The organism is Polynucleobacter sp. Adler-ghost, from assembly GCF_018688495.1.
In the GTDB taxonomy this organism is placed as follows: Bacteria; Pseudomonadota; Gammaproteobacteria; order Burkholderiales; family Burkholderiaceae; genus Polynucleobacter.
Genome location: NZ_CP061320.1, coordinates 1,262,108 through 1,287,624 on the forward strand (window position 1 = coordinate 1,262,108; position 25,517 = coordinate 1,287,624).

The window sequence follows — 25,517 nt, forward strand, 5'->3', positions numbered from 1 at the left end:
CATCTCGATGACCGCCTGATTTAGGATTTGGAGTTTAAGAAATCCACTGCTGTCTGAACAAAAACATCCGGCGCTTCAATATGGGGAATATGTCCAACATTGTCTAGGGGAACTAACTTGGCATTCGGAATGACCTGCGCTGCTTTACGACCTAACTCAGGAAAATTACCTAAAGACTTGACCGCTTCGGGTGGCGCAAAGCGGCGACCAAATACGGTTCTGTCTTTCTGGCCAATAACCAGCAATACCGGCATCTTCAGTTGAGGCAAATCACCCACTACTGGTTTTTCAGCAATCATCTGATAAGTTAACACTGAGGTCTTTGCATAGGCTGGGTAGTCAGGTCCTTTTTGAATCCTGACATAGACCTCTACAAACTGCTCAAAGCTCGGCTGCCACACTGGAAAATACGATTGCAAGAAACGGCGATAACTAGTTTCTGTTTGTGCCATCTCCAACTTCAGTAAGTTGTCATTGGTCTGTGGCGGAATATCTTTAGTGTAGTCTTCAAGACCCAATGGGTTTTCCAAGATCAGTTTCTGGACCGTTTTAGGATAAAGGCGCGCAAACCGAATACCCACCATACCGCCCATCGAGTTGGCAATCACTGAAGTCTTACTCACGCCAAGCGATTTCAATAAAGCTTGTGTGTTCTGGGCAAGATCATCGAAATGATATGCCACGTCTGGTTTAGAAGATTTGCCAAAGCCAATCTGATCCGGAGCAATGACTCGGTAACCTGCCGCAGTCAATCCTTTGATCGTAGGCGCCCAATAATCACTGGAGAAATTTTTTCCATGAAACAAAACTACGACACCCTTCTGCTTGCCAACTGCAGGCACATCCATATAAATCATGCTGGCGGGCTGCCCTTGAAGAGAGGTTTTAAATTCTTTAGTGGGATAGGGATAAGGCCAGGTACTTAGGCGCAAATCTAAAGGACTTGCATTGGCATAGCGACTGGGTGGTGGAGCTTCAGCCTTGGGTTGATCAACCGATGTACAGGCTGAGAGAACAACTCCTCCCACGCACATCACCAAAGCAATTCCCAGCGCCTTCATTTTCATCTCCCCCCCTTTTTCTGTCTGAACTGCTTAAACTATTTATACGATCTTGATTTTCAGAGGACTTAAACCTTCAACTGATCCCTCAAGTACATCACCTTTTTTCACGGGACCCACGCCTGCAGGCGTGCCAGACATAATCAAATCGCCTGGCTCAAGCGTAAACAAGGTAGAGAGATAAGCAATGGTGTCAGGAACATTCCAAATCAATTGATTTAAGTCGCCCTCTTGGCGCACTTCACCGTTCACCAAAAGCTTCACCGTGCCTTTAGTCGGATGACCAAACTGAGCGGCAGGGGTCAGCGCAGCGCAGGGAGCGGATTGATCAAATGCTTTGCCAGTATCCCAAGGACGACCCATTTTTTTGGCCTCACCTTGTAAGTCACGACGAGTCATATCAAGACCAACTCCGTAACCATAAACATGCTCGAGCGCTTTATCTGCAGAAATATTGGCACCACCCTTAGCAATAGCAACGACCATCTCAATCTCATGATGAACATCATTTGATAGATTTGGATATTGCATATCTTTACCATCGGTAACGATCGAGTTAGCCGGCTTCATAAAAAAGAATGGCGGCTCACGATCGGGATCATGACCCATCTCACGAGCATGATCAGCATAGTTACGACCCACACAATAGATGCGATTCACAGCAAAACGACGGGTATCACCCACTACGGGTAGCGATGGAACAATGGGTGGATCGATAACGTATGTCGTGCTCATAAATGGCCTTTCTGATAAGTGTCTAATGTTTTAATCATTCTGATCTAAATGAATTATGACACTACTTGAATCACTGGCATTACCGCCTCTTACTACGGAGCTTGAGCACTAAGATGCTCAGAGCCAAAGCAAAGGTCAAGGCATTTGCCAGAATCAAAGGCCACTTCTCAATAATGAGTCCGTAGATAAGCCACAAACCTACCCCAGCAGTAAATAAGCTATACATTCCCACCGAGATCCCAGAGAGATCTCGGGTGCGCCAGGATTGAACAGCTTGAGGCAAAAAGGCAATCGTGGTTAAAAATGCAGCGCAGTAGCCAATGATCTCAATCTGATGTGGCACTAAATTCATGTCATTACTGCTTTTTATTCAAGCCGGCCTTACGCGATTCAATTTCTTTATTAATGGCTGCTAGAGTTTTTGCGTCAGGAGACTTCCAGTTTCCACCCGCCTTATTAGCCATATAAGCCACTGCATCTGAGAAACCTTCAACTGTGAGATTGGGGTTACCACCTTTAGCAGGCATTCCTCTCACACCAACATAAGCGTGTGCAGTCAAGGTGACCTGGCCTTCAGCAATCAATGGAGCCCATTGAGCTTTATCCCCGAACTTGGGAGCCTTGAGAACGCCAGCGCCATGGCAGGCTGCGCAGACTTGTTTATACGTATTCTCACCGGGTTCAGCAAGGGCGGCGAATGGGGAGAAGAAACAAGCAACAAGAATAAAGGGGCGGAAGAATGATTTCATGAGCAAGTTCTCTGAGGTAAGTGGGTATGACTCATAATTTATCTCATTTTCAGATGGTGCACTCTTTTGGGCTCGCGCTACTTAAAGCCAGCCTGCAATCTGCCGGTTTAACCCAATCGACTTATAGCCTGGACTAGCGCTAGAGAGAGCACGAATTTTCCGAATGAGTTTTGCAAGATCGCCATTGACACTCAGATCCTCATTCATCGCCAGAAAGAAGATCTCGTCTTTAAGCTGAATAAAATCCAGACCATTTTCTAAGGCAATACTTTTAACACCCATACCTACGTCTGCCTTTTTAGCCAATATTGCCGTAGCAATTGCGGAGTGAGTGAACTCTTCAGTTTCGTAGCCCTTAATACCATGTGCATCAATACCCTCTTTAGATAAAATGGTATCTAAGAGCAAGCGCGTACCAGATCCTTTCTGACGATTAATAAAGCGCACTTTGGGTCTTAGCAAATCTTTGGCTGAAATGATATTGAGAGGATTTCCCTTGGCTACTAATAGGCCCTGCACACGCTTCATCACAGGGAATATTTTCATGCCCTCTTTTTGCAGTCTCCTAGAAATGATCAGAGAGCTCTGCGCATCGGAAACATGGAAGCCAGCAATATCGACTTCATAATTCAGTAGACGTTCCAAAGCCTCACCCGATCCAGCAGTAATGAGTTCAATACCATCAAAATTGAATACTGCTTTTTGAATAATCGGGTCACTACTGCTAGCAAGGCGTAATTGTTTTTTGGCCTTCACTCTGAATTGAGCAAACCCCTCTTCTAGATGCGCGAGACTAGATTGCCCCAATCGCATCGTCTTTTGATCAAAGTCTTCGGTAAATTGAATCAAGTATCTTGCGTATTCCGATAACTGAGAGCCATGCCCCCTCACTCGATCAATTAATTTAAAGCCCAGTGCCATTTCCACCTCATTGAGCTTTTGCCAAACATTTCTATAGGAAAGCCCCATTTTTTTACAGGCAGACATCAGTGTTTTGCCGTGATCAATATCCTTTAATAAGGCAGTCAACCACACCAAATCCACTACAGCGGGATCTTTTGCATTCTTACTTCCAAAAACTAGGGTTGGTCGAATCTGAATTCTCATATGTAATTTTTTGCATATTGATGTTTTGTAATATGACAAATCTTAACCGAACCTAACTGATGGAGCTCAATTCAAATGACATTCTCATTTAACCGATTAATGGCAAGCGCCATTGCTGCACTGATGCTTGTAGGTAGCTCAGCTTACGCACAAGAGAAAAGCATTATCCTTTCTTCCACCACCTCCACAGAGCAGTCTGGTCTTTTTGGCTTCATCCTGCCGATCTTCAAAATGAAGAGTGGAATTGAAGTCAAGGTAGTTGCTGTTGGAACTGGTCAAGCCCTAGACATTGGACGCCGTGGCGATGCAGATGTCGTGTTTGTTCATGACAAACCTGCCGAAGAAAAGTTTGTTGCTGAGGGCTTTGCCACAAAGCGTATTGAAGTTATGTACAACGACTTTGTCTTGATTGGACCTAAGTCAGATCCAGCCAAAATTGGCGGTGGCAAGGATATCAAAGTCGCATTTCAAAAAATCGCTACAGCACAGGCACCTTTTGTATCCCGTGGCGACAAGAGCGGTACACACGCTGCTGAATTGCGTTACTGGAAAGATGCCGCTGTCACAGTGGCTCCAAGCGCTTGGTATAAAGAAACTGGCTCAGGCATGGGTCCAGCATTAAATACCGCTTCAGCAATGAATGGCTACATCTTGGCTGACCGCGCTACTTGGCTTTCATTTAAGAACCGTGGTGATTTGACAATCTTGGTTCAAGGTGACCCAAAGCTATTTAATCAATATGGCGTGATGTTAGTCAACCCAGCTAAGTTCTCGCATGTGAAAAAAGCTGAAGGCCAAGAATTCATTGATTGGATTACTTCCAAAAATGGTCAAGACGTGATTGCCAGCTATCAAATTGGTGGCGAACAACTCTTCTTCCCGAATGCCAAAAAACAGTAGAGTCAAATAAATTGTTTCAGTTAAGACACAGGGCCCGCGATGCGGGCCCTGTGTCTTAACTCATTCAGCATTTAGGAATGCTAATTCAATATTAAATACTTACTTCTTTGGTGTTACGAAACCAATTGCTGTGTCGTCAACAAACTCAACCATCACGTCATCACCAGCCTTGAATTTCTCAAGACCTAAAACGCTTTGATCCACTTTCACTTTTTGCTTCTCGCCTGATGGCAATGTGAAAGTCACGACACGGGTTTTTGCATCGATTGTGCTAATTTTGACGGTTGCATAAACAGTATCAGTAGTCTCTTCAAATGGCTTAGCTGAACCTTTGCCAGAGATGACAACTGCACGGACACCTGAAACGCCAGGCTTAGCATCCTTAGGGGCTGCAACCAAACCAACTGCAATCGCTTGAGCATGTTCAACTACAAACAGATCGCCCTTCTTCACTTTATCCAAATCATTGACCTGCTTAGATACATTCATTTGAGCCAAGTTACCGTTAGCGTCTTTTAGCACTACGATGCGCTTCTTTACGTCGACTGAATCAACAGTAGCAGTTAATACAACTGCTTCGGCTGCCAAAGGCAACATTTTTGCAGGGGCTTGAGCAAATACTGAGCCTGCAACAACTAAACCGAGTGAGGCAACTAATGTAGCTAGTAAAGATTTCTTCAAAATAACTCCTAAATAAAGGTTTTAAGGGGCAATGCTAAGCAAAGCCTCCGATTTATTCTAACCTTAGAGCTCACATTTAAACCTTAAATGAGTGCAATTTGCTAAATTAGGAGCCTCGATGAGTTATTTACCCCCTCTACTTTCAATAACAGATCGCTATTGTTATGGCACTGGTTATGGCTATGGTGATCCTGATTAAAACCTGGCAGGATGCCGAGCTAGATGCTTACTCCATTCGAAAGCGCGTCTTCATCGAGGAGCAAGGTGTTCCAGCAGAGATGGAGATAGATGAATTCGATCTCAATGCCCTGCATGCTCTTGCCTATGCAGACTCAGAATGTATAGGTACTGCTCGCTTAGTGACTCTATTTGGGGGCATTGGAAGAATTGGACGTATGGCGGTACTGCCAAAGCATCGAGGGCACGGCATTGGTAAACAACTACTAGGGGCTTTACTAAAAGCATGTCAATCTCAGGGTATTAAGCAAATAGAGCTGCATGCCCAAGTAAAAGTAATCCCGTTTTATCAGCAATTTGGATTTATTACCCAAGGTGATGTGTATGACGAAGCAGGCATCCCACATCGCGATATGATTCTACGTATCTAACAGTATTGAAATGATCATGACTCAGACCAATCATCCACCTTTCCTTTTTCGCGTTTGCTACTCCGATACCGATGCCGCAGGCTTTGTGTATCACGCCCGCTATCTAGAGATCTTTGAGCGTAGTCGCTCAGAATGGCTTCAGCAAAGAGGTTTAAGCCCAACAAAATTGGTGAATGAGTTTGGCATTCTTCTTCCAGTTCGAGAAATCACCATGAACTTTCATAGGCCAGGACGTTTGGATGATCTGTTCAGTATTGATCAAATCATTGAGCATCGTGGTCGCACTCAAATTGCAGTAAAACAAACTGCTAAACGAATTGTTGCGGGTAGCGAGCCCGAGCTGATTGCCAGCGCTGTTCTTCATATTGTTTGTGTTGATACCACCACCCTTAAGCCTAAGGGACTTCCTGATTGGCTATTTGCGGCCGATCAATAAGACTTCCATTTAGGGATATATATGCAAGAAGGAAAATTACTGAGCTTTGTGAAGGGTCTCGCAAGCTTGCTGGAAACTAATCCCAGTGAAGAGATCATTTTTTCCAAGGGTAAAAAACTCTTAGAAAACTTAATTGCTTTTGATGATTGGTTGCCAGAGGAGTTTTGCAAACCACATCCACAGTATTACCAGCAATACTTGCTATATGCAGACCCGTTGGATCGCTTTTCAGTAGTGAGTTTTGTGTGGGGTCCTGGTCAAAAGACGCCACTGCATAACCATACCGTCTGGGGAATGATTGGTCAGTTACGCGGGCAAGAACGTAGTGCCAACTATTACCGCCAGTCTGATGGCAGCTATCAAGCTGATGGGGCTTTTATTTGCGAGCCAGGTCAAGTAGTCACTGTCTCCCCCGATACACATGACATCCATGTAGTTGAAAACGCCTTGAGCGACCAAACTTCCATCAGCATCCATGTTTATGGTGGAAATATTGGCCGCATCGAACGAGCTGTGTTTGACCCGATTACAGGTTCAGAAAAATTATTTATCTCGGGATATGCCAATTCTGTAACACCAAATCTTTGGAATGCGGCCTGATAGCTTAAAATAGTAACTCTTTCTGCAAACACTGCAAGTGTGGCAGCTCACCCCATTGGCCGGGATAGTCGTTTAATTGAATACGGGCCAATATTTATTTGGCTCCTATGTTATTTACAGATCTTGGTTTATCAGAACCCATTCTTCGCGCGATTAACGAGGAAGGTTATACCAGCCCTACCCCCATTCAAGAAAAATCAATCCCTGCAGTATTAAAGGGTGGAGATTTACTAGCAGCAGCTCAAACCGGCACCGGTAAAACTGCCGGCTTTACACTGCCGATTCTTCAGCGTTTAAGCAGTACAGCTAAGGCTGTTGGCAAGCGCCAATTACGCGTATTGATTTTGACTCCCACCCGTGAACTCGCTGCTCAGGTTCAAGAATCCGTTGTTACCTACGGCAAATATACGGGCCTTAAATCGACTGTTATTTTTGGTGGGGTCGGCGCTAATCCCCAAATTAAAGCCATTGCCGCAGGACTCGATATCCTGGTTGCAACTCCAGGTCGCCTGCTTGACCTCATGTCACAGAACTGTGTCTCACTTGCCAACATAGAAATTCTGGTGCTTGATGAAGCAGATCGTATGTTGGATATGGGCTTCTTGCGAGATATTAAAAAGATCCTGGCAGTATTGCCAAAGCAACGACAGAACTTACTGTTTTCAGCGACCTTCTCTACCGAGATTAAAGCCTTAGCAGATGGCTTGTTAAATTCACCAGCATTAATTGAGGTGGCGCGAAGCAATAGCACAAATGATGCTATTGCCCAGCTCATCCACCCAGTAGATAGAAACCAAAAACATCCTCTGTTAGCGCATCTGATTAAATCAAATCAGTGGCAGCAGATCCTCGTATTTACTCGCACAAAACATGGCGCCAATAAATTAGTTACCCAACTTGAGAAAGATGGCATTACCGCCATGGCTATTCATGGTAATAAGAGCCAAAGTGCTCGTACCAAAGCTTTGGCAGAATTTAAGGATGGCAAAATCACTGTTCTAGTAGCTACTGATATTGCTGCGCGTGGTATCGACATTGATCAACTACCTCACGTTGTGAACTACGATCTGCCAAACGTCTCTGAGGATTATGTTCACCGCATTGGTAGGACTGGTAGAGCTGGCTCAAACGGAGTTGCCGTTTCTTTAGTCTGCGTTGACGAACATCAGATGCTCCGAGATATTGAAAAACTCATCAAGCAAAAGCTGCCGCAAGAAGTCATTGCTGGATTTGAACCAGATCCGAATGCCGTAGCACAACCAATCCAATTGAGAAGCCAACAGCACCAACAATCCAGAAAGCCTCGGGCAGGCAATGCTGGCGGTGGTAACAGTAGTGGTAACGGCGGAGCCAGGCCTGCAGCTAAGCGTAGTAACCCACCCAAACGCAGCTTTAATCGATAGACATCGGGTTTGAAACGGGCTGCATTGAAGAGCTCGCTCTCAATCTAACTTTAGATTAAATACGCTAGAAAAATCGAGCTGTCCATTACCGGCTTGACTGTGGGCCTCGTAGAGTCTGCGGGATAAGTCGCCGAGTGGAACGCTCGCATCCAAATCACTTGCGTTCTCAGTGGCTAAGCCTAAATCTTTTAACATCAGATCTACGCCAAAGCCACCCACATAGCCCTTTGAGGATGGCACGTTTTCCATTACTCCAGGACAAGGGTTGTAGAGCTCTAATACCCAGTTACGCCCAGAGCTCTTAGACATGATGTCGGAGAGTACCTTCGGGTTCATGCCATTAGCGATACCTAGGCGCAATGCCTCGCTCGTACCGAGCATCTGGATGCCCAAGAGCATGTTATTGCAGACCTTCACGGTTTGACCACTGCCGCTTGGACCTGCATGAAAGATATTCTTACCCATCTTCTCTAGCAATGGTCGAGCTCGATCAACATCATTGCCGTCCCCACCCACCATAAAGGTTAAGGTCGCAGCCTGTGCACCGGCTGTTCCTCCGGATACGGGCGCATCAATCATGGCAAAGCCCTTGGCTTTTGCTTGAGCAGCCACCGCCTGCGATACCTTGGGAGAAATCGTGGAGCAGTCGATTAATAAGGTCTTGGGATTGGCCACGGCAAGCAAGCCAGAATCGCCCAAGTACAAAGCCTCGACATGTCGTGAGGCCGGCAGCATGCTAATAATGACATCTGCATCAGGAATAGCGTCGGATGCACTGGACGCAGGAACTCCTCCACCAGCCTTAAAGGCATCCAGCTGAGCCTGAACCAGATCAAATCCCCGAACCTGGTGACCTGCTGTAACTAAATTGAGGGCCATCGGAAGACCCATATTGCCCAAACCTAAGAATGCGACTTTCATATACGCCCCGTATGCAATAGTAAAGTTCTAACATCTCACTATAGCTTGCTAATAAACTAGCTTGATCAATTATTGGGGAATGAAATGACTATTAAGGTAATTGGCCTTATTCAGCTAAATGATCTTGAGGCATTTGAGGAGTACCGGTCGCAAGTAGGAGATACCGTGAGCCTCTATCAGGGCAAGATCCTCTCTCGTGGATCGTTCAGTACATTTTTATGGAATGAACTGAAATGTGATTCCTTTAACGCCGTTGTAGAGCTAGAGTTCCCAGATCTAGAACACTCTGAATCCTGGGCGAATAGCCCTGAGTATCAAAACTTACTAGCGATTCGCAGTAAAGCAATGAAGCTCACTTTATTTTCTGTCAGCCTATAAAAATAAAGCCCGGCTCCTTGTGGGGGCCAGGCTGAATTCAGTTTGGAATCAGAAGAGTTACTTCTTAGCTTCCATAGCCTCTTTGGCAGCAGTAATTTCCTTACGACGCTCTTTGCATGCACCAGCAATTTCTTGCAAAGCTTTACGAGCACGAGCAGCGGATGCCTTGACACCCTTTTCAATAAACTTTTCGTTTTCTGCTTTGTAAGTTTCAAATGCAGCCAACAATGTATCGTGTTGTGACATCCTGTCTCCTAGATCTTTAATAAAAGTTTGAGTACTAAGCTCGGAAATAGTATATCCCCATAAAAAGCAGGGAATTACAGGTCTAGCCCTAGGGATAACTCTTATATTGCCCAAATCCACCAAAATATGAAAAATGCCCTATTTACGGCCTAACGTCTTAAATAGGCAAGCCGACGCTTTCGGAAGGCTTTTAGTCCGATATCGTGCGTGAAAATTGAAGATTTCCTTAGATGAATACCTAAATTAACCACCCCAACCAATACAGAAAAGAATGATGTCCATCAAAAATCAAGACTATGCATTTGTACGCAATAAGCTCCTTAAAAAAGAGGAGATTGCACTACTAGATGTTCGCGAAGAAGATCCTCATGCACAAGAACATCCTCTATTTGCTGCCAACCTTCCACTATCACGTATTGAGCTTGATGCATTCAGTAAGCTCCCCAGAAAAGATGTACCAATTGTCACGCTAGATGATGGCGAGGGGCTAGCGCAATTAGCAGCGGAAAGACTCTCCAAGCTTGGCTATTTAGATGTTTCAGTGTTTAAAGGCGGCGTTACAGAATGGAAGGCTGCTGGCGGAGAGGTGTTTAAAGATGTGAATGTTCCTAGCAAATCTTTCGGCGAATTTGTGGAATCCAAACGACACACGCCTTCCCTGTCAGCACAAGAAGTAAAGAAGTTAATTGATGATAAGGAAGATGTGGTGGTGGTGGATGTACGTCGCTTTGATGAATATCAAACCATGAGCATTCCTACGGGCATAAGCGTCCCTGGTGCCGAGTTGGTTTTGCGCCTGCCAGAATTGGCACCAAATCCTAAGACCAAGATCATCGTCAATTGCGCAGGAAGAACGCGTAGCATCATCGGTACACAATCACTCATCAATGCCGGTATCCCAAATGAAGTGAATGCATTACGCAATGGGACGATTGGTTGGACCTTAGCCGGTCAGGAACTAGATAAAGGTCAAAGTCGTAAATTCAAAGAGGTTAGCGAGAGTACTGCTGCCAAGGCTGCTGAGCGTGCACGGAACGTTGCCGATCAGGCTGGGGTGAAGCGAGTTAAGCTCGCCGATATCGAGCAATGGAAGTCTCAGGCTGAACGCACCACGTATTTTTTTGATCCAAGAACGCCTGAAGAATATGAAGCAGGCCACCTGCCTGGATTTAGATCAACGCCAGGCGGGCAATTGGTCCAAGAAACAGAAATGGTAGCGCCCGTTCGCGGTGCGCGCATTGTGTTATCTGATCCCGCTAGCGTGAGAGCAAATATGCCAGCTTCATGGCTCGCACAGATGGCTTGGGATGTTTATGTAATTGATGACATCAAAGCAAGTGATCTGACTGAGAAAGGGGCTTGGATTGCACCTCAGCCGCAAACACCTCAGATTCAAATGGTGGATGTGAATACCGCTTCATCATGGTTAAAGAGTGACGCCAAGACAATTTTCATCGATCTGAGCACCCATGCAAACTATGTCAAAGGCCATATCCCTGGTAGTTGGTTTGCTCTACGCTCCCAATTTGTGAGCGCCTTGAAGAATCTTCCTGCAGGAAATCGCTATGTACTCACCAGCACTACGGGTGATTTAGCCGTATTTGCTGCACAAGAAATTCAAGCGCTCATTCAATCTCTCGCTCAGGCGGAAGTACTTGTATTGACTGGAGGTAATGCTGCCTGGGTCAAGGCTGGCCTTGATATTGAAAAAGGGGCGACTCATTTAGCATCACCCCCAATGGATCGCTACAAGCGACCATATGAAGGGACCAGCGTTGATCCCGCAGCGATGCAGGCCTACCTAGATTGGGAATTTGGTTTAGTAGAACAGCTTGGCAAGGATGGAACCCATCACTTTTGGGTACTTTGATAAAAGTGATCTATAAAACAATCGCCCTCTTGATATTGGCCTTAGGGCTCTCAGCTTGTGGGCGAGAAACTTACACTACCTGGTCGTGTACAGATAGCACTGGAACCAAATCTTCTCTGATTCTTAAAAAAGCACAGATGCAGTTTCAGGATCGTCAATACGACTATTGTGGCAGCCTGGGTCCATTCAGTTATTTTGATCTGAAATGTCCCGCTCAAATTCAGGACTCTAGCAATATCTTTACTACGAGTTCGGGCAAACTCGTCAGTAACACCAATGAATTTCAGTGCAATGAACTCTAAAGAACAAAATCTCCTCAGCCCCAAAAAGCTACTGCTAACTAAATGGACGGCTGTGAAACCCTTACATAAGCGTAAGCACTTTTTAGTGAGTAAGGTCATTCTTCCGGAGTTGGCTGAGCAGGCGATTGAGTTTGTGGAGCTAGAGGCCGTCTTTGATCAACACATTCGGATCATTCCCTGGCGTGAACTAAAAGATGCTGAGATCTGGCTTCAGGGCTGGGTATAAAAAAGCCACCCATCTGGGTGGCTGCCAATCCTGCGTAGTGTCTGGCTATTTAGAGGTCTTCTTTGAATCCGAAGATTTTCTCAGATGCTCATCGATATTTTTCTCGGCTGCATCAGCAACTTGATTCACAATTTTACGACCCTCTTTAAACATCTTCTGCCCAGCAGTTGACATGTCATGAACCACCTTAGATAACTTGTCAGCATGTCCTGGTATTTTGCCTTCAACATCCTCCAGCCAAGTCACCAAAGAACTACGAACTTTCTCTAAATGCTTTTCAGTTCCATCAGCCGCATCATCCCCAATGTCCTTAAGAACAGATTTCACTTTCTTTTGATAAACAGTCGCGCGTTTTGCGGCTTCCTTGGTAGCCAGATCCTGAAGCTCTTTGAGCTTAGCAAGATCATTTTTGGCGGCAGACTTTGCGCTCTCCATCGCATTTTTCATCCCCCACTGAATCTCTTCAAGGTGGTGGGCACTGAGATCTTTGGCGGCATCCAATAATTTATGGGAATAGGCAAATAGCTCCTTCGCCTTTTCTTGTTGCCATGCTTGAATATCCTTGTTGTCCATTGCATCTCTCCTTGAGTTAAATAAACATTCTGATCAATTAAAAAGCACACTTCTACTCTATACCCAAATCAGATTCTTGCCAATTCCCTACTGTCTTAGCATTAAAATTAAGGTATGAGCGAGAGAAAAAACCCATATGAGATGATTGGTGGTGCAGCGAAGATTGAGGAACTGGTGGATCGCTTCTACGATTTAATGGCACTAGAAGAACCCTTCGAAGTATTGAGAGCCATTCATCCCCAAGACCTATCGAGCTCCCGAGAAAAGCTCAAACTCTTTTTATCAGGCTGGCTAGGAGGTCCAGATATCTACTCCCCCAAGCATGGTCATCCAATGCTACGTGCCAGGCATCTACCCTTCAAGATTGGCCTCAAAGAACGCAACCAATGGCTAGCTTGCATGTATCGCGCGATGGAAGACTGCGGAATTGATAGTCAAATTGGCGCACAGCTAGAAGAATCTTTTTTTAATACTGCTGACTGGATGAGAAACCAGGCTAATTAGTCTAGCTTAGCTCCAGCTTGCTTTACGGCTTTAGCCCAGCGCGGCATCTCCGCTGCTAGAAATTTAGTAAATTGATCTGCGCTCAGATAAGCTGGATCGGCGCCTTGCTCAAGCATCCTTTTTTGAATATCGGCAGACTCAAGTGTCTCCTTAAAAGCCTGGCTCAGTTTATTAACCACTTCTGCTGGAGTCCCTTTAGGTGCTAAGACTCCATAAAAGCCAACAACCTCTAAGTTTGCAATACCCGTTTCGATCACTGTTGGTGTATTTGCTAGTGCCGGGTTTCTCTTTGCGCTTGTTACGGCGAGCGCCCTCACCTTCCCTAACTTGGCATAGTTAGCTGCTTGAGGAACTGACTCTGCCATAAACTGCACATGTCCCGCTATAAGATCGGTGAAGGCTGGAGCGCTGCCCTTAAATGGAATATGCACCATAAAAATACCGGTTTCATTTTTTAACATTTCCGGGACCAGATGGGAAATGCCGCCATTACCAGCCGAGCCATAATTTAATTTACCGGGATTGGCTTTGGCATAGGCTATAAATTCTTTTAGCGTTTGCGCTGGCACATCCTTGTTCACTATCAAGGCTAAGGGCTGTTGTGCCGTCCTTGCTATCGGTTGAAATTCTTTTAAAGTCTCATAAGAAGTTTTGGTGTAAACCGCAGGATTAATTACCATCGTACCGGTATTAGCCAATAGCAAGGTGTATCCATCAGCGGGAGATTGAGCCACAAATTGCGCTCCTACCGTACCACCCGCCCCCGCTTTGTAATCTACGATCACGGGTTGGCCTAAGATGGCTTGTAGCTTTTCAACCAGCAAGCGCATGTGCGCATCAAGCGGTCCACCCGCTGGAAAACCAATAATGACTTTGATTGGCTTATCTGGGAATGCAGCTTGGGCGCCAAGAGAGAACCAGAAAGCCAATAAGCTTATGAAGAGGATGACTGCTTTATGGAATAGTTTGTACATGATTGAGAAAAATGAATTAAAGCTACATTAGTCTAAAGAGAGTTAGCACAAGCAAAGCCGCTAGCCCAAGCCCACTGGAAGTTATGGCCCCCAAGATGTCCCGTGACATCGACACACTCACCTATGAAATACAAGCCCGGATGATTGCGGGCCATCATTGTTTGACCATCAAGCTCTTTGGTATCGACACCACCCAACATCACCTCAGCTTTTTTCCAACCCAGCGTTCCAGCTGGCTTTACCGACCAATTGGTAATGAGCTCTTTGAGTGAATGACGATCCTTTTTAGAAACCTCTGCCCATTTTTTACCTAGAAGGTTTTTCTGCTCAGCAAATGCTTTTGCTAGGCGCAGTGGCATTACTGAAGCTAAGATATTTTCTGATAACTTAAGGCGGTTATCCTCGTGATTGAATAATTCATCACAACTAAATTGACCATGAGCCTCTACTGCGCCTAACCAATCAACGTGAATTTCCTCACCTTCGGCCCAATAGCTACTAGCCTGTAGAACTGCAGGTCCGGAGAGGCCTTTGTGCGTTAAGAGCAGATCCTCGTTAAAGCGACATGCTCCATAACGCTTTCCCTTGGAGCCTGCCGCAATACGCACCGGTAGACTTAGACCAGATAATTCAATGAGGTTATCAAATTCACCAGACGTGAATGAGAGCGGCACCAGTGCGGGACGCGGATCAACAATCTTCAATCCGAATTGCTTTGCGATATCTAAGGAATATGCCGTTGCGCCAATTGCAGGGACCGGTAAACCACCTGTTGCCATTACCAATGATCTAGATCGTTCTTCACCAGCATTGGTTTTAACAAGCCACTCCCCCGCCATATTCGAGACTGACTGCACTGAGACTGGATGGCGAATATCAACATGACCTTTAGCGCATTCAGCAAGCAACATCTCGATAATTTGCTTTGCTGACTCATCGCAAAATAACTGACCTTGATGTTTCTCGTGATAGGCAATGCGGTAAGACTGCACTAGCTTTATAAATTCCTTTGCGGGATAACGCGCTAGAGCACTTTTTACAAAATGGGGGTTTAGGGATAGGAAGTTTGCTGGGCTGCTATGCAGGTTGGTGAAGTTGCATCTACCACCACCACTAATCCGAATTTTCTCGCACAAGACATCAGTATGGTCAAGTACCAAGACCCGCTTACCCAGCTGACCGGCAACACCAGCACAAAAGAGTCCAGCAGCTCCACCGCCAACAACAATGGCATCCCATGCCTTACTCATGTTTTACTCATGCCTTACTTAAAACGCTCAATGACTTCAGTCGGTAGCTTAAGCTTTTGCATATGTAAACGGGTATAGGCTTGACGGAAATTTTTTGTCATAGAGATCATGACTGATGCAGTCCAAGCAAAAGCAAACATCCCTGAAAAGGCAATGATGATTGCCAGCATCTTCCAGCCACTCGGCAGAAGATCATCCATAAAACCCATAGCAGTATAGGTGCTGCCACTAAATAAGATGCTCTCACCCAAATTTGGCAGAAGATTAAAAACTCGAAGTGAGATTCCCCAGAGAATGATCTCAAAGATATGGGTCAGAAATAAACACAGCACACTGATATAAAACACGAGAGCCACGGAAGAGTACTTATGCTCTGACAAATATAAAAATGACTTCACTTCATAGCGCTTTGCAATTTGGAGCAAAGCAAATCCATGTACCAGCATCACAATGAGGAGCATAGCGATGCCAAACAAGTAGGCCGCTAAATCTAGCTCGGAAGTAAGGGTAACTGTATTGGTAATGGACATGATCTTTAGGGGGCTATTTTACAGGTCTTATGAGTATTCCCTTAGGCCAATTGATACCAATTCCGAATCACCGCCCAGGCCTCATCGGCAGTCTCTACAAAATGGATTAAATCCATATCTGCTTGATCTATTACGCCATGATCCAGCATCTGCTTGAAGTTGATCACCTCTTGCCAGAATGTCTTTCCAACCAAGATGATTGGGAAGCGTTCAACTTTTTTGGTTTGCATCAAGGTGAGCACCTCGAACAGCTCATCAAATGAACCAAAGCCACCGGGGTAGGCCACAATTGCTCTTGCCCTCAGCATGAAATGCATTTTGCGAATCGCAAAATAATGAAAGCGAAAACTTAAACCCGGGGTCAGGTAAGGATTAGGGTGCTGCTCTCTTGGCAGGCTGATATTAAAACCAATGGCTTTATCCCCAGCCTCAAATGCACCACGATTAGCGGCTTCCATAATCCCGGGGCCACCACCAGTAGCGATATATAACTTATTGCGATCTTCTGATTGACTGGCGTTATAGCCCGCAACAATTGCTCCGAATTCTCTAGCAGAGTCATAGTACTTGCAATGCAGTAAAGCTCGTTTAGCATCGGCTTGGGCTTCTGGTGTTTTGGCACTCTTCTCTAATTCCTGAGCTGTTTGGCAACTTACAAAACGGGTTGAACCAAATACGGTAATCGTGTGCTCAACACCATGTTCATGCAATAAGATCTCTGGCTTGAGTAACTCGAGCTGAAAGCGTAGACCTAGAGTTTCACGGCGCGCTAAAAAGGCTTGATCATCGAATGCAAATCGATAAGAATCATCGGAACCACTTTCTGCCAACTGGCTTTTTTGAAGTTTCAGAAAATCAGTAATGGTTTGAGAGTTATTCAGAGGGAGTTTTGGGCTCATATTTGCACCTTGATTTCAAGCTTTAAAAAATGGCATTTCGTTAGTTCGGTAGATAGGCAAGCCCTAGGATACAAGGTCAGAATTAGTATTACTACCTAGAATATTGCATTAATTTTGTATCTAGGGCTGATTCGGATTTACCGGGAGCGCTTCAGGCATTAATATAAGAGGATATTAACCAAACCGAAGGAAATGCAATGAGCAACCGTTCAATCATCATCATGGTACTAGTATTAATCGCTGCTACAGCCTATTTACTCATCAAAGGCGACGGCGACATTGATATGGGTGGCGAGAAGCATGGTGCTGAAGCTGCTCACATGGAAGAGGCTAAGAAAAATGCTCCTGCGGCTCCAGCTGCACCTGCAGAAGCTCCTGCGGCTCCAGCAGCTGATGCCAAGAAGTAATTTCTTCCCGCGATAAATAAGCCGCGGTTCGCCGCGGTTTTTTTATACCGATTTATTTACCTTTGCCTTTGCCTTTGCCTTTTCATGAAAAATATACTTGGATGCAGTCTGCTGTTGATGTGCCAATGCATTTTGGCTCAGACACCCAATGCGGCACTGAATAAACCCATCAATAAGACTATGATGCAATCTTTCGCACCGACTGGCACTCTTCGTGTTGGTATCAATCTAGGTAATCCCGTTTTAGCGGGCTCAATTGATCAGAGTGAACCTCAACCCAAGGGAGTGACGATAGATATTGCTAAAGAAATTGGAAGGCGTTCTGATCTACCGGTTGAGCTGATCTCCTTTAAAAGTGCTGGAGCAATAGTGGAGGCCCTTAAAGCCAATCAGCTTGATCTCATCTTTGTAGCCATCGATCCAGTACGTGGAGCAGATATTAGCTATACCCCAGCTTACATACAAATTGAGGGTGCGTATATGGTCAAAGCTACTTCTCCAATCAAGAGTCATGATGAGGTTGATGTTGCTGGCAACGAGATTGTGGTTGGTAAAGCCAGCGCCTATGATCTTTACCTTACGCGTGAAATTCAAAAAGCCACCCTGCTTCGGTCAACAAACTCTCAATCGGTTGTTGATGACTTTATGAGCGGAAAAGGCAATGTTGCTGCAGGAGTGAAGCAGCAGTTAGAGGCAGATGCCAAGCGATATAACAATTTACGGATGCTGCCAGGCAGATTTATGGTGATTCATCAGGCAATTGGAGTCCCAAAATCACGCGCCGAATTCGAAAAAATCACGCTCTATTTGAGTGGCATCGTTGAAGAATTAAAGACTTCAGGCTTTATCGCTAACTCCATGAAAAAGCATGGCATCGAAGGCGCCAAGGTAGCCGAGTAAAAAGCTAGCAAGCGTAGGAGTGGAGACGCTCTGGAATAGTGACATTCTTCCACTCCAGCTCTTCACGGATAGTCTGCGCTAGAACTGCAGAGGCTTCAGGTTCACCATGAACCACGAAGACCGATTGAGGCTCAGATTGAAAGCCTCTCAACCACTCCAATAGGCCAGCTTGATCCGCATGTGCGGAAAGTCCACCGATAGTATGAATGGATGCTCGCACTGGAACCTCCTCACCAAAAAGACGTACTTTTGCGGCTCTATCTACCAGACGACGACCTAAACTGCCATAGGCCTGAAACCCGGTAATTACGATCGCATTTTGCGCCCGAGGTAAGTTGTTCTGAAGATGGTGAACAATACGACCCGCATCACACATGCCACTCGCAGAAATAATGATGGCACCACCTTTAATTTTATTGAGCGCTTTCGATTCCTCAACATCGGCAATAAATCGTAGATCAACTGCACTGGGATTTTTTTTAAACCATTCAAAAGTAGATTGTGACTCTTTGTCTAATTGCGCAAAAAAGTGCTGAGTGAGGTGGGTAGCTGCTGTTGCCATTGGTGAGTCGACCCAAATACTGAGATGGGGCAGTAAATTACGTTTAACCAAGTCAATGAGCAGGAACAAAATTTCCTGGGTGCGTCCCACCGCAAATGCAGGGATTACAATATTTCCACGGCCATCTAAAGTCTCAGTCACGACTTTGATTAATTCGGTCTCAGTATCCGCCAATGTTTTATGCAATCGATCGCCATAGGTTGATTCGACCACGACAATATCGGCTTGAGTAATGATGGTGGGATCAGGCATTAAGAGCTTACCCTTCATGCCAATATCTCCCGAGAAAACGCAACGCTTTTTCTTGGCATGGTCTTCGCTGATATCCATGATCGCAATTGCCGATCCCAAAATATGGCCTGCATTCTGAAACTCAAGCCCAATACCCTGACAGAGCTCTATGGATTTTCCATAAGCAAGCACTTCGCATTGTCCAAGCGCAAGCTCCGCTTCTTCAATCGAGTAAAGCGCAACTGGTAAGTCCCCGCGCCACTTGCCTGCTTTTTTTCTACGTACTGCACGGTCCACATCAGAGCGCTGTAAATGCGCACTATCGGGTAGCATGATTTTTAACAGCTCAAATGTGGCATCTGTACAGTAGATAGGTCCTGCAAATCCTTGGGCACAGAGTCTTGGTAACAGACCGCTGTGGTCAATATGTGCATGCGTCAACACAACAAAATCAATTTCCTTAGGGGAAAACGGAAGTGGCTCCAAGTTTTTTGTGGTGGCCTCGCGCCCACCTTGGAACATACCAAAGTCAACCATGAATCGGATATCTCGACCACCCACAGTAGCCTGTACGGAATGCCTTGATCCCGTAACCTCACCCGCCGCACCCAGAAATTGTATTTTCATGACTTAAGCATACTCCCGATAAAATTCCTTGTTAAGACACGTAGAAGAGCGATACTATTTAAATGAACCCTCCTACAGAACTGAGATCACTCGAGCTTATTAGCCGCCTCAAGCGAGCACCCTCAGAACATAAAGGGAATGCCGGCAAAGTTCTGCTCGTTGGTGGCGCGCCTGGAATGGCCGGCGCCCTCCTCTTGGCAGGCAGTGCCGCACTGCACTTAGGGGCAGGTTGGACTATGCTGGAGATGCTAGATCCCACAGCTGCCCATGCAATGCCAGAACAAGCTGAGCTGATGATCCGGCTCGCCAGTTTTAACGCCCAAGAGCAATTAGAAACTACAGCGCCAGATGTGATTGCGATTGGACCGGGCCTTGGTTTTTCTGTCCTTGCTAAAGATTGGCTAATAGCCTCACTACGTTATCCAAAAGTGCCACTCGTGATTGATGCTGATGCACTCAATCTGATTGCGGATAACCCTGAATTGTTAGATCTCCTCAAGCAGCGCAATCAAGCATTCCCGGGCATGACTGTGCTCACCCCACATCCTGGAGAGGCAGCACATCTTCTCAACACCAGTGCAGCTGCTATACAAGCAAATCGCACCGAAGCACTTGCTGATTTAAACAAACTCACTAATTCGATTGTTGTGCTGAAAGGCCAACATACGCTAATTGCCTCCCATCTTCACCCTGCAGAACAGTGCGCTCAAGGAAATCCCGGTATGGCTGTTGGCGGAATGGGCGATGTCTTAACTGGCACTATCGCAGCCATTGCAGCCCAAGGTCATCACCACAATCTCAATTTATGGGAATCTACTTGTATTGGGGTGCAACTACACGCCTCGGCAGCGGATAGCTTAGTAGCCAAGCAAATTGGCCCCATTGGACTTACTCCAACAGAGGTCATTTTGGAAATGCGGAGTCTACTCAACAAGCTGTTATAAAACATCATGCAATCAGCCAGTAGAACTCTTCATCATCGTCGTTACGTTTACGGCCTCTTAATGGCCGGACTGGGCTCCATACTATTTTCCGGCAAGGCCATTCTGGTCAAGCTCGCTTTTGGCTACGGCGCCAATGCTGAGACGCTCATTGCCTTACGGATGCTGATGGCGCTTCCCCTCTTTTGGGGAATTTATTGGTGGCAAGCATGCAGGCAAGTCATGAGTCCACTGACATTCAAAGACAAAATGAAAATATTTTCTTTGGGATTTATGGGCTACTTTCTTTCTAGCTATCTTGACTTTTTAGGGCTTCAATACATTTCTGTTGGACTGGAGCGTATCGTACTTTACCTAACGCCCACCATCGTGTTGTTGATTTCTTATTTTGTATTAAACAAATCCATTAGTCGACTGCAGTGGTATGCGCTAGCGGTGGGGTATCTTGGCGTGATCGTCGTATTTATCCAAGATGCTAGCTCGACCGGATCGATGGCATTACTCGGCATGGTATTGGTCTTTGCTAGTGCGTGCTCGTATGCAATTTACATGATTGGCTCTGGAGAAATGGTAAGGCGCGTGGGTAGCGTGCGCTTAGTTGTTTATGCCAGTTCCGCATCGGCATTCATGAGCATCATTCAAATTCTGATTTACGATCCTGCAGCTGTTTTTGTACAAGTACCGCAAATCTATTGGCTTAGCCTACTCAATGCAAGCCTATGCACCGTCATTCCGATGTTGTTAATCATGATTGCCATTAATCGTATTGGCTCACCTCTAGTTGCTCAAGCCGGAATACTAGGCCCCGTCTCCACCCTATTTATGGGCTGGATCGTGTTATCCGAACCTATTACCTGGATGCAGATGGGCGGGATGAGTTTGGTGATGGGGGCGATGTGGTTGCTGGTACGAAATGATGCGCCAAACAAACAACAGGGTCAGGGCTATACAAAGCCCTTAGATCTTGAGGGATCTGACCCGCTAAATTAAATAGTGAAATAAGCAAATTCCTTACTGAGCAGCAGGCTCTTGGGCTGCTGGTTTCTTCTTAGCTTTTTTCTTAGCTTTCTTGTCCGCTTTTTTGTCTTTCTTAGACTTCTTCGCAGTCTTTTTTGCAGCCTTCTCTGTTTGAGCATCAGGCATCGCTGCAGGAGCGGCCACAGGTGCTCCGGCTGGGGCTGGATCCGCCGCCATTACAGTCAATGGAGATAAAGCAACTGAGGCAGAAACGAAGGTGGCTAAGATCAATTTTGCAAAGGGGATATTCATTTGAAGTTCCGATAGGTTCATGGGTAGGTTAATGATACTCAATTAAAAAGCCGTCCTAAGACGGCCTTTTGTAAAAACCAATTACAGAATCTTAAGCTGGCTGCGCTTCAGTCTCGGTAATTTTTTCTAATGCTGTTGCAAGGTGATCTACAGTTCGGTCAACATGCGCCAACTTCTCTAGACCAAATAAACCAAGGCGGAACGTACGGAAGTCTGGACGCTCATCGCACTGCAAAGGCACACCAGCCGCTGTTTGCATACCAAGAGCAATAAACTTTTTGCCTGACTGGATATCTGGATCCTTGGTATAGCTCACGACTACACCAGGAGACTGGAAGCCTTTTGCAGCAACTGAGTGGTAACCGTTAGATACCAATAAGGCACGAACCTTATCACCCAACTCTTGTTGCTTTGCTTTGAGTGCAGCAAAACCTAAGGACTGAGTTTCCTTCATCACGTTACGCAAGATTTTGAGCGCATCGGTTGGCATAGTGGTGTGATAAACGTGACCACCCTTTTCATAGGCTTCCATAATTTGCAACCACTTCTTCAGATCCATTGAGAAGCTGCTGCTTTGAGTTGATTCAATGCGCTCGCGTGCTCTCTCACCCATAGCCACCATTGCGCAGCAAGGTGAACTACTCCAACCTTTTTGAGGCGCAGTGATTAACAAGTCCACATTGCAAGCCTTCATATCTACCCATGTAGCACCTGATGCAATGCAATCCAGTACAAACAAACCATTGACAGAGCGTACTGCTTCGCCAACTGCCTTGAGATAGGCATCCGGCAAAATAATGCCCGCAGAGGTTTCTACGTGAGGGGCGAAAACAACTGCTGGCTTTTCCTTTTTAATAAAAGCCACCACTTCTTCGATCGGAGCGGGGGCAAATACACCCTGCGTAGCATCTTCCAATTGCCGACCTTTGATAACGGAAATGTCCTTGGTGATGTTGGCTAAATCAAAAATCTGAGTCCAGCGATAGCTAAACCAGCCGTTACGCAAAATAAGACATTTTTCATTATTGGCAAATTGGCGAGCAACAGCTTCCATACCAAATGTGCCACTACCAGGAACGATGACTGCAGAACTTGCGTTGTAAGCATCTTTCAGAACACTAGAAATATCCACGATGACTTTTTTGAATTCTTCAGACATGTGATTTAGCGAGCGGTCGGTGTAAACAACCGAGAACTCTAAGAGACCGTCTGGATCAACATTCGGGAGTAAGCCTGGCATAGTAATTTCCTAGTAAATCGTGTGATTAGCCCTAAATGATACTGATTTAGTGCTGTTTGGGTACTTAGGCTTTGAAAACAGCCATTTTGACCAAATAAAGGGGGTTAGGCGCTTTTCTGCGTTGTGGAAGAAACCAGTATTCCGACCACAATCAGGACAAAAGCGAGACCATGAAAAAGCTGGGGTGGATCCCCCAAGATTGCGGCAGAGAGCAGCGCTGTAAATAAGGGAATGAGATTGGCAAAAAATGCTGCTACCGTGGGTCCGGCACCATTCACCCCCAAACCCCAGCACCGATAGGCAATTAAGGAGGGACCAATGGCTACAAATAAGATCAATGCCCCAGTCCAGTAATTGAGATCGATAAAAGCGTGCCCTGTGGCAATTTCCGCACCCTCAAACAACATCGTCCACATGAATCCAATCAACACTTGTGCCATTAAAAACTCAGCCCATGGCCACTGCCGCTCAGTACTCTCTCCTGGGCGACTAATCATCCAGCTATAAAAGGCCCAAAGAATCGTAGCCAACATAATGAGTAAATCGCCCATGACTACTTCCATGCTCAAGAGGCTGGCAGGCTCACCTCGCGTGAGCACTACGGTCACGCCGATCAGGGAGACGACTGCACCCAAGAGCTGCAAAAGCCTCGGCCTAACCTCATAAAAGACGGCACCGATCAAAAGCATCCAGATAGGCATACTCGCCCCAATGAGGGTGACATTAATAGCCGTTGAGGTTTGCAAAGCAAGATACAAGAGCACGTTATAGCTACCCACTCCCAACAATCCCAAGACGAGGAAGCGACTCTTGTTTTGCCACAGGGCGCTAGCTGGCTTTAGGATCCGCCAGCCAAAAGGGAGTAGTAGCAAGGCTGCCAGACCCCAGCGAACAGCACTTAAGGTGATCGGCGAAATACTTCCTACCAAGACCCGTCCAGCGATTGCATTGCCTGCCCAGAGGAAGGTTGCAAGCGATAAATAAAAGACGGTCGACAGGGGTATTTGAGGCATTCGGGGTATGTAGGTGAATGAGTAGCTGTTTTGAGCCTCAAGAAGGGCTTTGCCTAGGCATTGTAGAAACAAATGCTCGGTATTGCTAAGATAGAGCTTAAATTAGCGTCAGACATCTGGCATTAGCAACATACCGAGGGGTTTTAGTGGCGATCATCACCAATATTGAAGATTTACGAGTTCTGCATCAGAAACGCACCCCCAAGATGTTTTATGACTATGCAGACTCCGGGTCATGGACTGAATCCACCTACCGCGCGAACGAGTCGGATTTTCAGAAAATCAAATTGCGTCAACGTGTTGCCGTCAACATGGTCAACCGCACCACCAAAACAACCATGATCGGTCAAGAGGTTGCCATGCCAGTCGCATTAGCACCTACAGGACTAACCGGCATGCAACATGCTGATGGTGAAATTCTGGCGGCACGTGCTGCAGAAAAATTTGGTGTCCCCTTCTGCCTTTCTACGATGAGTATTTGCTCGATTGAAGATGTGGCAGAACGCACCACTAAACCCTTTTGGTTTCAGCTCTATGTCATGAAAGACCGCGGCTTTATTGAGCGCCTCATTGAACGCGCCAAAGCAGCTAAATGCTCCGCCCTGGTTCTCACCTTAGATTTACAGATTCTGGGGCAGCGCCATAAAGATTTGAAAAATGGTTTATCTGCGCCTCCAAAGCTGACGATTGCCAACATCATTAATATGATGACTAAGCCCCGTTGGTGCATGGGTATGGCGATGACGCCCCGCAGAACCTTTCGCAACATTGTTGGTCATGCCACTGGTGTTGGCAATATGTCTTCCCTCTCCTCTTGGACCGCCGAGCAGTTCGACCCAGGTCTGAGCTGGGATGATGTGGAGTGGATTAAAAAACTTTGGGGTGGCAAGTTAATTATTAAAGGCATCTTGGATGAAGAAGATGCCCGCTTTGCTGCTAATTCTGGAGCAGATGCCCTGATTGTTTCTAATCATGGTGGTCGTCAGCTCGATGGCGCGATCTCCAGCATCAAAGCATTGCCAGGCATCGTAAATGCTGTTGGCAAAGATATTGAGGTATGGATGGATGGCGGCATTCGTTCCGGACAAGATGTATTGAAAGCATGGGCATTAGGTGCACGTGGCACGATGATCGGTCGCCCCTTTCTTTATGGCTTGGGTGCTATGGGCGAGGCCGGCGTTACTAAATGCCTAGAGCTTATTCACAATGAATTGGATATCACCATGGCGTTTACAGGACACCGTGACATCCAGAATGTGACTAAAGATATTTTGTATCCAGGAACTTTTTAATATTCCACACTTAGCCAATTTCCCTGAACTGGTATTTGCAATTTCTGCTGTAGCCCTCTCGGGCTCAGTATGGTTTGGCAAT

Annotated in this window: 32 protein-coding genes; 15 read left to right on the plus strand and 17 right to left on the minus strand. The window is 46.0% G+C overall.

All coding sequences use genetic code 11. The features are described 5' to 3' along the window. Positions 1-20 precede the first annotated feature (20 nt). The 5 genes from ICV89_RS06595 to ICV89_RS06615 form a co-directional block, all read right to left on the minus strand. Complete coding sequence (locus tag ICV89_RS06595) at positions 21-1,067, minus strand: alpha/beta fold hydrolase (RefSeq protein WP_251370796.1); 1,047 nt, start codon at positions 1,065-1,067, stop codon at positions 21-23. 36 nt (positions 1,068-1,103) lie between these two features. After that, complete coding sequence (locus ICV89_RS06600; RefSeq protein ID WP_215307573.1) at positions 1,104-1,796, minus strand: fumarylacetoacetate hydrolase family protein; 693 nt, start codon at positions 1,794-1,796, stop codon at positions 1,104-1,106. 79 nt (positions 1,797-1,875) lie between these two features. Next, positions 1,876-2,148 (minus strand): SemiSWEET transporter, encoded by a 273-nt coding sequence (locus tag ICV89_RS06605; RefSeq protein ID WP_215307575.1) that lies wholly within the window; start codon positions 2,146-2,148, stop codon positions 1,876-1,878. A 4-nt stretch (positions 2,149-2,152) separates the two neighbouring features. Then, positions 2,153-2,545, minus strand: a complete 393-nt coding sequence (locus ICV89_RS06610) for a cytochrome c5 family protein (protein WP_215307577.1) — start codon at positions 2,543-2,545, stop codon at positions 2,153-2,155. 81 nt (positions 2,546-2,626) lie between these two features. After that, the gene (locus tag ICV89_RS06615) at positions 2,627-3,652 is read right to left on the minus strand and encodes a substrate-binding domain-containing protein (RefSeq protein ID WP_215307579.1); all 1,026 of its coding nucleotides are present in this window, start codon (positions 3,650-3,652) and stop codon (positions 2,627-2,629) included. A gap of 75 nt (positions 3,653-3,727) precedes the next feature. Here ICV89_RS06615 and ICV89_RS06620 point away from each other — a divergent pair, with 75 nt between their 5' ends. Then, entirely contained in the window at positions 3,728-4,552 is an 825-nt protein-coding gene (locus ICV89_RS06620) for a substrate-binding domain-containing protein (protein WP_215307581.1), read from the plus strand. A 99-nt stretch (positions 4,553-4,651) separates the two neighbouring features. Here the strand turns inward: ICV89_RS06620 and ICV89_RS06625 are convergent, their stop codons facing one another. After that, positions 4,652-5,233 (minus strand): hypothetical protein, encoded by a 582-nt coding sequence (locus tag ICV89_RS06625; protein ID WP_251370797.1) that lies wholly within the window; start codon positions 5,231-5,233, stop codon positions 4,652-4,654. A gap of 164 nt (positions 5,234-5,397) precedes the next feature. On the opposite strand from ICV89_RS06625, the gene ICV89_RS06630 reads away from it, so the two are divergent. From ICV89_RS06630 to ICV89_RS06645, 4 genes are all read left to right on the plus strand, one after another. Further along, positions 5,398-5,841: a GNAT family N-acetyltransferase gene (locus ICV89_RS06630; protein ID WP_251370798.1), complete on the plus strand. Its 444-nt coding sequence runs from the start codon at positions 5,398-5,400 to the stop codon at positions 5,839-5,841. A gap of 16 nt (positions 5,842-5,857) precedes the next feature. Next, positions 5,858-6,277 (plus strand): YbgC/FadM family acyl-CoA thioesterase, encoded by a 420-nt coding sequence (locus ICV89_RS06635; protein ID WP_215307582.1) that lies wholly within the window; start codon positions 5,858-5,860, stop codon positions 6,275-6,277. A 21-nt stretch (positions 6,278-6,298) separates the two neighbouring features. Beyond that, positions 6,299-6,877: a hypothetical protein gene (locus tag ICV89_RS06640; protein WP_215307584.1), complete on the plus strand. Its 579-nt coding sequence runs from the start codon at positions 6,299-6,301 to the stop codon at positions 6,875-6,877. Positions 6,878-6,984: 107 nt separating this feature from the next. Next, a complete protein-coding gene (locus ICV89_RS06645; protein ID WP_215307586.1) occupies positions 6,985-8,280 on the plus strand; it encodes a DEAD/DEAH box helicase in 1,296 nt (431 codons plus the stop codon). Positions 8,281-8,319: 39 nt separating this feature from the next. On the opposite strand, the gene mmsB is transcribed toward ICV89_RS06645, so the two are convergent. Beyond that, on the minus strand, positions 8,320-9,201 hold the full coding sequence (gene mmsB / locus ICV89_RS06650) for a 3-hydroxyisobutyrate dehydrogenase (RefSeq protein ID WP_215307588.1): 882 nt from the start codon (positions 9,199-9,201) through the stop codon (positions 8,320-8,322). 84 nt (positions 9,202-9,285) lie between these two features. Here mmsB and ICV89_RS06655 point away from each other — a divergent pair, with 84 nt between their 5' ends. Continuing rightward, positions 9,286-9,579, plus strand: a complete 294-nt coding sequence (locus ICV89_RS06655; protein ID WP_215307590.1) for a DUF1330 domain-containing protein — start codon at positions 9,286-9,288, stop codon at positions 9,577-9,579. A gap of 57 nt (positions 9,580-9,636) precedes the next feature. Here the strand turns inward: ICV89_RS06655 and ICV89_RS06660 are convergent, their stop codons facing one another. After that, positions 9,637-9,825 carry a hypothetical protein gene (locus tag ICV89_RS06660; protein ID WP_173942993.1) on the minus strand — a complete coding sequence of 63 codons (189 nt, stop codon included), beginning with the start codon at positions 9,823-9,825 and terminating at the stop codon, positions 9,637-9,639. 274 nt (positions 9,826-10,099) lie between these two features. Here ICV89_RS06660 and ICV89_RS06665 point away from each other — a divergent pair, with 274 nt between their 5' ends. From ICV89_RS06665 to ICV89_RS06675, 3 genes are read left to right on the plus strand one after another with little or no spacing between them, the layout of a single operon-like run. Beyond that, a complete protein-coding gene (locus ICV89_RS06665) occupies positions 10,100-11,695 on the plus strand; it encodes a rhodanese homology domain-containing protein (RefSeq protein WP_215310355.1) in 1,596 nt (531 codons plus the stop codon). Beyond that, complete coding sequence (locus ICV89_RS06670) at positions 11,683-11,997, plus strand: hypothetical protein (protein ID WP_215307592.1); 315 nt, start codon at positions 11,683-11,685, stop codon at positions 11,995-11,997. The genes ICV89_RS06665 and ICV89_RS06670 overlap by 13 nt, the downstream gene beginning before the upstream one ends. Beyond that, positions 11,987-12,223, plus strand: a complete 237-nt coding sequence (locus ICV89_RS06675) for a TIGR02450 family Trp-rich protein (RefSeq protein ID WP_215307594.1) — start codon at positions 11,987-11,989, stop codon at positions 12,221-12,223. Before ICV89_RS06670 ends, ICV89_RS06675 begins: the two co-directional genes overlap by 11 nt. 45 nt (positions 12,224-12,268) lie before the next feature. Here the strand turns inward: ICV89_RS06675 and ICV89_RS06680 are convergent, their stop codons facing one another. Beyond that, the gene (locus tag ICV89_RS06680; RefSeq protein ID WP_215307595.1) at positions 12,269-12,796 is read right to left on the minus strand and encodes a hypothetical protein; all 528 of its coding nucleotides are present in this window, start codon (positions 12,794-12,796) and stop codon (positions 12,269-12,271) included. 114 nt (positions 12,797-12,910) lie between these two features. On the opposite strand from ICV89_RS06680, the gene ICV89_RS06685 reads away from it, so the two are divergent. Next, a complete protein-coding gene (locus ICV89_RS06685) occupies positions 12,911-13,300 on the plus strand; it encodes a group II truncated hemoglobin (RefSeq protein WP_215307597.1) in 390 nt (129 codons plus the stop codon). Here ICV89_RS06685 and ICV89_RS06690 read toward each other — a convergent pair. The 4 genes from ICV89_RS06690 to ICV89_RS06705 are packed head-to-tail and all read right to left on the minus strand — an operon-like array spanning position 13,297 to position 16,953. Further along, the gene (locus ICV89_RS06690) at positions 13,297-14,274 is read right to left on the minus strand and encodes a tripartite tricarboxylate transporter substrate binding protein (RefSeq protein ID WP_215307599.1); all 978 of its coding nucleotides are present in this window, start codon (positions 14,272-14,274) and stop codon (positions 13,297-13,299) included. The two genes, ICV89_RS06685 and ICV89_RS06690, sit on opposite strands and share 4 nt — an antisense overlap. A gap of 32 nt (positions 14,275-14,306) precedes the next feature. Further along, positions 14,307-15,524, minus strand: coding sequence for an aminoacetone oxidase family FAD-binding enzyme (locus ICV89_RS06695; RefSeq protein WP_215307601.1), 1,218 nt, complete (start codon positions 15,522-15,524; stop codon positions 14,307-14,309). 14 nt (positions 15,525-15,538) lie between these two features. Continuing rightward, positions 15,539-16,054 carry a hypothetical protein gene (locus ICV89_RS06700; protein WP_215307602.1) on the minus strand — a complete coding sequence of 172 codons (516 nt, stop codon included), beginning with the start codon at positions 16,052-16,054 and terminating at the stop codon, positions 15,539-15,541. Positions 16,055-16,095: 41 nt separating this feature from the next. After that, positions 16,096-16,953, minus strand: coding sequence for a TIGR00730 family Rossman fold protein (locus ICV89_RS06705; protein WP_215307604.1), 858 nt, complete (start codon positions 16,951-16,953; stop codon positions 16,096-16,098). A 197-nt stretch (positions 16,954-17,150) separates the two neighbouring features. Between ICV89_RS06705 and ICV89_RS06710 the strand changes: the two genes are divergently transcribed. Both ICV89_RS06710 and ICV89_RS06715 read left to right on the plus strand, forming a co-directional pair. After that, positions 17,151-17,360 (plus strand): hypothetical protein, encoded by a 210-nt coding sequence (locus ICV89_RS06710; RefSeq protein WP_215307606.1) that lies wholly within the window; start codon positions 17,151-17,153, stop codon positions 17,358-17,360. Positions 17,361-17,540: 180 nt separating this feature from the next. Continuing rightward, complete coding sequence (locus tag ICV89_RS06715; RefSeq protein WP_251370799.1) at positions 17,541-18,260, plus strand: ABC transporter substrate-binding protein; 720 nt, start codon at positions 17,541-17,543, stop codon at positions 18,258-18,260. A 4-nt stretch (positions 18,261-18,264) separates the two neighbouring features. Here the strand turns inward: ICV89_RS06715 and ICV89_RS06720 are convergent, their stop codons facing one another. Next, complete coding sequence (locus ICV89_RS06720; protein WP_215307608.1) at positions 18,265-19,680, minus strand: MBL fold metallo-hydrolase RNA specificity domain-containing protein; 1,416 nt, start codon at positions 19,678-19,680, stop codon at positions 18,265-18,267. Between the two features lie 62 nt (positions 19,681-19,742). Here ICV89_RS06720 and ICV89_RS06725 point away from each other — a divergent pair, with 62 nt between their 5' ends. Together ICV89_RS06725 and ICV89_RS06730 are read left to right on the plus strand one after the other, a co-directional pair. Next, a complete protein-coding gene (locus ICV89_RS06725) occupies positions 19,743-20,624 on the plus strand; it encodes an NAD(P)H-hydrate dehydratase (RefSeq protein WP_215307610.1) in 882 nt (293 codons plus the stop codon). Positions 20,625-20,630: 6 nt separating this feature from the next. Then, complete coding sequence (locus ICV89_RS06730) at positions 20,631-21,611, plus strand: DMT family transporter (RefSeq protein ID WP_215307611.1); 981 nt, start codon at positions 20,631-20,633, stop codon at positions 21,609-21,611. Between the two features lie 21 nt (positions 21,612-21,632). On the opposite strand, the gene ICV89_RS06735 is transcribed toward ICV89_RS06730, so the two are convergent. The 3 genes from ICV89_RS06735 to ICV89_RS06745 all read right to left on the minus strand — a co-directional run bounded on the left by ICV89_RS06735 (position 21,633) and on the right by ICV89_RS06745 (position 24,143). Next, positions 21,633-21,890, minus strand: coding sequence for a protein tyrosine phosphatase (locus tag ICV89_RS06735; protein WP_215307613.1), 258 nt, complete (start codon positions 21,888-21,890; stop codon positions 21,633-21,635). 91 nt (positions 21,891-21,981) lie between these two features. Further along, positions 21,982-23,130: an aminotransferase class V-fold PLP-dependent enzyme gene (locus tag ICV89_RS06740; RefSeq protein ID WP_215307615.1), complete on the minus strand. Its 1,149-nt coding sequence runs from the start codon at positions 23,128-23,130 to the stop codon at positions 21,982-21,984. Positions 23,131-23,234: 104 nt separating this feature from the next. After that, a complete protein-coding gene (locus tag ICV89_RS06745) occupies positions 23,235-24,143 on the minus strand; it encodes a DMT family transporter (RefSeq protein WP_215307617.1) in 909 nt (302 codons plus the stop codon). A gap of 146 nt (positions 24,144-24,289) precedes the next feature. Here ICV89_RS06745 and ICV89_RS06750 point away from each other — a divergent pair, with 146 nt between their 5' ends. Beyond that, on the plus strand, positions 24,290-25,435 hold the full coding sequence (locus ICV89_RS06750) for an alpha-hydroxy acid oxidase (RefSeq protein ID WP_215307618.1): 1,146 nt from the start codon (positions 24,290-24,292) through the stop codon (positions 25,433-25,435). Positions 25,436-25,517 lie beyond the last annotated feature (82 nt).

Bases quoted from the DNA above. Each gene is read 5' to 3' on its own strand.
- ICV89_RS06645 (WP_215307586.1), top strand. From the start codon at position 6,985: ATGTTATTTACAGATCTTGGTTTATCAGAACCCATTCTTCGCGCGATT.
- ICV89_RS06680 (WP_215307595.1), bottom strand. From the start codon at position 12,796: ATGGACAACAAGGATATTCAAGCATGGCAACAAGAAAAGGCGAAGGAG.
- ICV89_RS06610 (WP_215307577.1), bottom strand. From the start codon at position 2,545: ATGAAATCATTCTTCCGCCCCTTTATTCTTGTTGCTTGTTTCTTCTCC.
- ICV89_RS06605 (WP_215307575.1), bottom strand. From the start codon at position 2,148: ATGAATTTAGTGCCACATCAGATTGAGATCATTGGCTACTGCGCTGCA.
- ICV89_RS06615 (WP_215307579.1), bottom strand. From the start codon at position 3,652: ATGAGAATTCAGATTCGACCAACCCTAGTTTTTGGAAGTAAGAATGCA.
- ICV89_RS06720 (WP_215307608.1), bottom strand. From the start codon at position 19,680: ATGAAAATACAATTTCTGGGTGCGGCGGGTGAGGTTACGGGATCAAGG.
- ICV89_RS06640 (WP_215307584.1), top strand. From the start codon at position 6,299: ATGCAAGAAGGAAAATTACTGAGCTTTGTGAAGGGTCTCGCAAGCTTG.
- ICV89_RS06660 (WP_173942993.1), bottom strand. From the start codon at position 9,825: ATGTCACAACACGATACATTGTTGGCTGCATTTGAAACTTACAAAGCA.
- ICV89_RS06715 (WP_251370799.1), top strand. From the start codon at position 17,541: ATGATGCAATCTTTCGCACCGACTGGCACTCTTCGTGTTGGTATCAAT.
- ICV89_RS06675 (WP_215307594.1), top strand. From the start codon at position 11,987: ATGAACTCTAAAGAACAAAATCTCCTCAGCCCCAAAAAGCTACTGCTA.
- ICV89_RS06600 (WP_215307573.1), bottom strand. From the start codon at position 1,796: ATGAGCACGACATACGTTATCGATCCACCCATTGTTCCATCGCTACCC.
- ICV89_RS06740 (WP_215307615.1), bottom strand. From the start codon at position 23,130: ATGCCAGGCTTACTCCCGAATGTTGATCCAGACGGTCTCTTAGAGTTC.
- ICV89_RS06695 (WP_215307601.1), bottom strand. From the start codon at position 15,524: ATGAGTAAGGCATGGGATGCCATTGTTGTTGGCGGTGGAGCTGCTGGA.
- ICV89_RS06710 (WP_215307606.1), top strand. From the start codon at position 17,151: ATGAGCAACCGTTCAATCATCATCATGGTACTAGTATTAATCGCTGCT.
- ICV89_RS06725 (WP_215307610.1), top strand. From the start codon at position 19,743: ATGAACCCTCCTACAGAACTGAGATCACTCGAGCTTATTAGCCGCCTC.
- ICV89_RS06685 (WP_215307597.1), top strand. From the start codon at position 12,911: ATGAGCGAGAGAAAAAACCCATATGAGATGATTGGTGGTGCAGCGAAG.
- ICV89_RS06620 (WP_215307581.1), top strand. From the start codon at position 3,728: ATGACATTCTCATTTAACCGATTAATGGCAAGCGCCATTGCTGCACTG.
- ICV89_RS06595 (WP_251370796.1), bottom strand. From the start codon at position 1,067: ATGAAAATGAAGGCGCTGGGAATTGCTTTGGTGATGTGCGTGGGAGGA.
- ICV89_RS06705 (WP_215307604.1), bottom strand. From the start codon at position 16,953: ATGAGCCCAAAACTCCCTCTGAATAACTCTCAAACCATTACTGATTTT.
- ICV89_RS06730 (WP_215307611.1), top strand. From the start codon at position 20,631: ATGCAATCAGCCAGTAGAACTCTTCATCATCGTCGTTACGTTTACGGC.
- ICV89_RS06700 (WP_215307602.1), bottom strand. From the start codon at position 16,054: ATGTCCATTACCAATACAGTTACCCTTACTTCCGAGCTAGATTTAGCG.
- ICV89_RS06665 (WP_215310355.1), top strand. From the start codon at position 10,100: ATGTCCATCAAAAATCAAGACTATGCATTTGTACGCAATAAGCTCCTT.
- ICV89_RS06745 (WP_215307617.1), bottom strand. From the start codon at position 24,143: ATGCCTCAAATACCCCTGTCGACCGTCTTTTATTTATCGCTTGCAACC.
- ICV89_RS06655 (WP_215307590.1), top strand. From the start codon at position 9,286: ATGACTATTAAGGTAATTGGCCTTATTCAGCTAAATGATCTTGAGGCA.
- ICV89_RS06735 (WP_215307613.1), bottom strand. From the start codon at position 21,890: ATGAATATCCCCTTTGCAAAATTGATCTTAGCCACCTTCGTTTCTGCC.
- mmsB (WP_215307588.1), bottom strand. From the start codon at position 9,201: ATGAAAGTCGCATTCTTAGGTTTGGGCAATATGGGTCTTCCGATGGCC.
- ICV89_RS06635 (WP_215307582.1), top strand. From the start codon at position 5,858: ATGACTCAGACCAATCATCCACCTTTCCTTTTTCGCGTTTGCTACTCC.
- ICV89_RS06690 (WP_215307599.1), bottom strand. From the start codon at position 14,274: ATGTACAAACTATTCCATAAAGCAGTCATCCTCTTCATAAGCTTATTG.
- ICV89_RS06630 (WP_251370798.1), top strand. From the start codon at position 5,398: ATGGCACTGGTTATGGCTATGGTGATCCTGATTAAAACCTGGCAGGAT.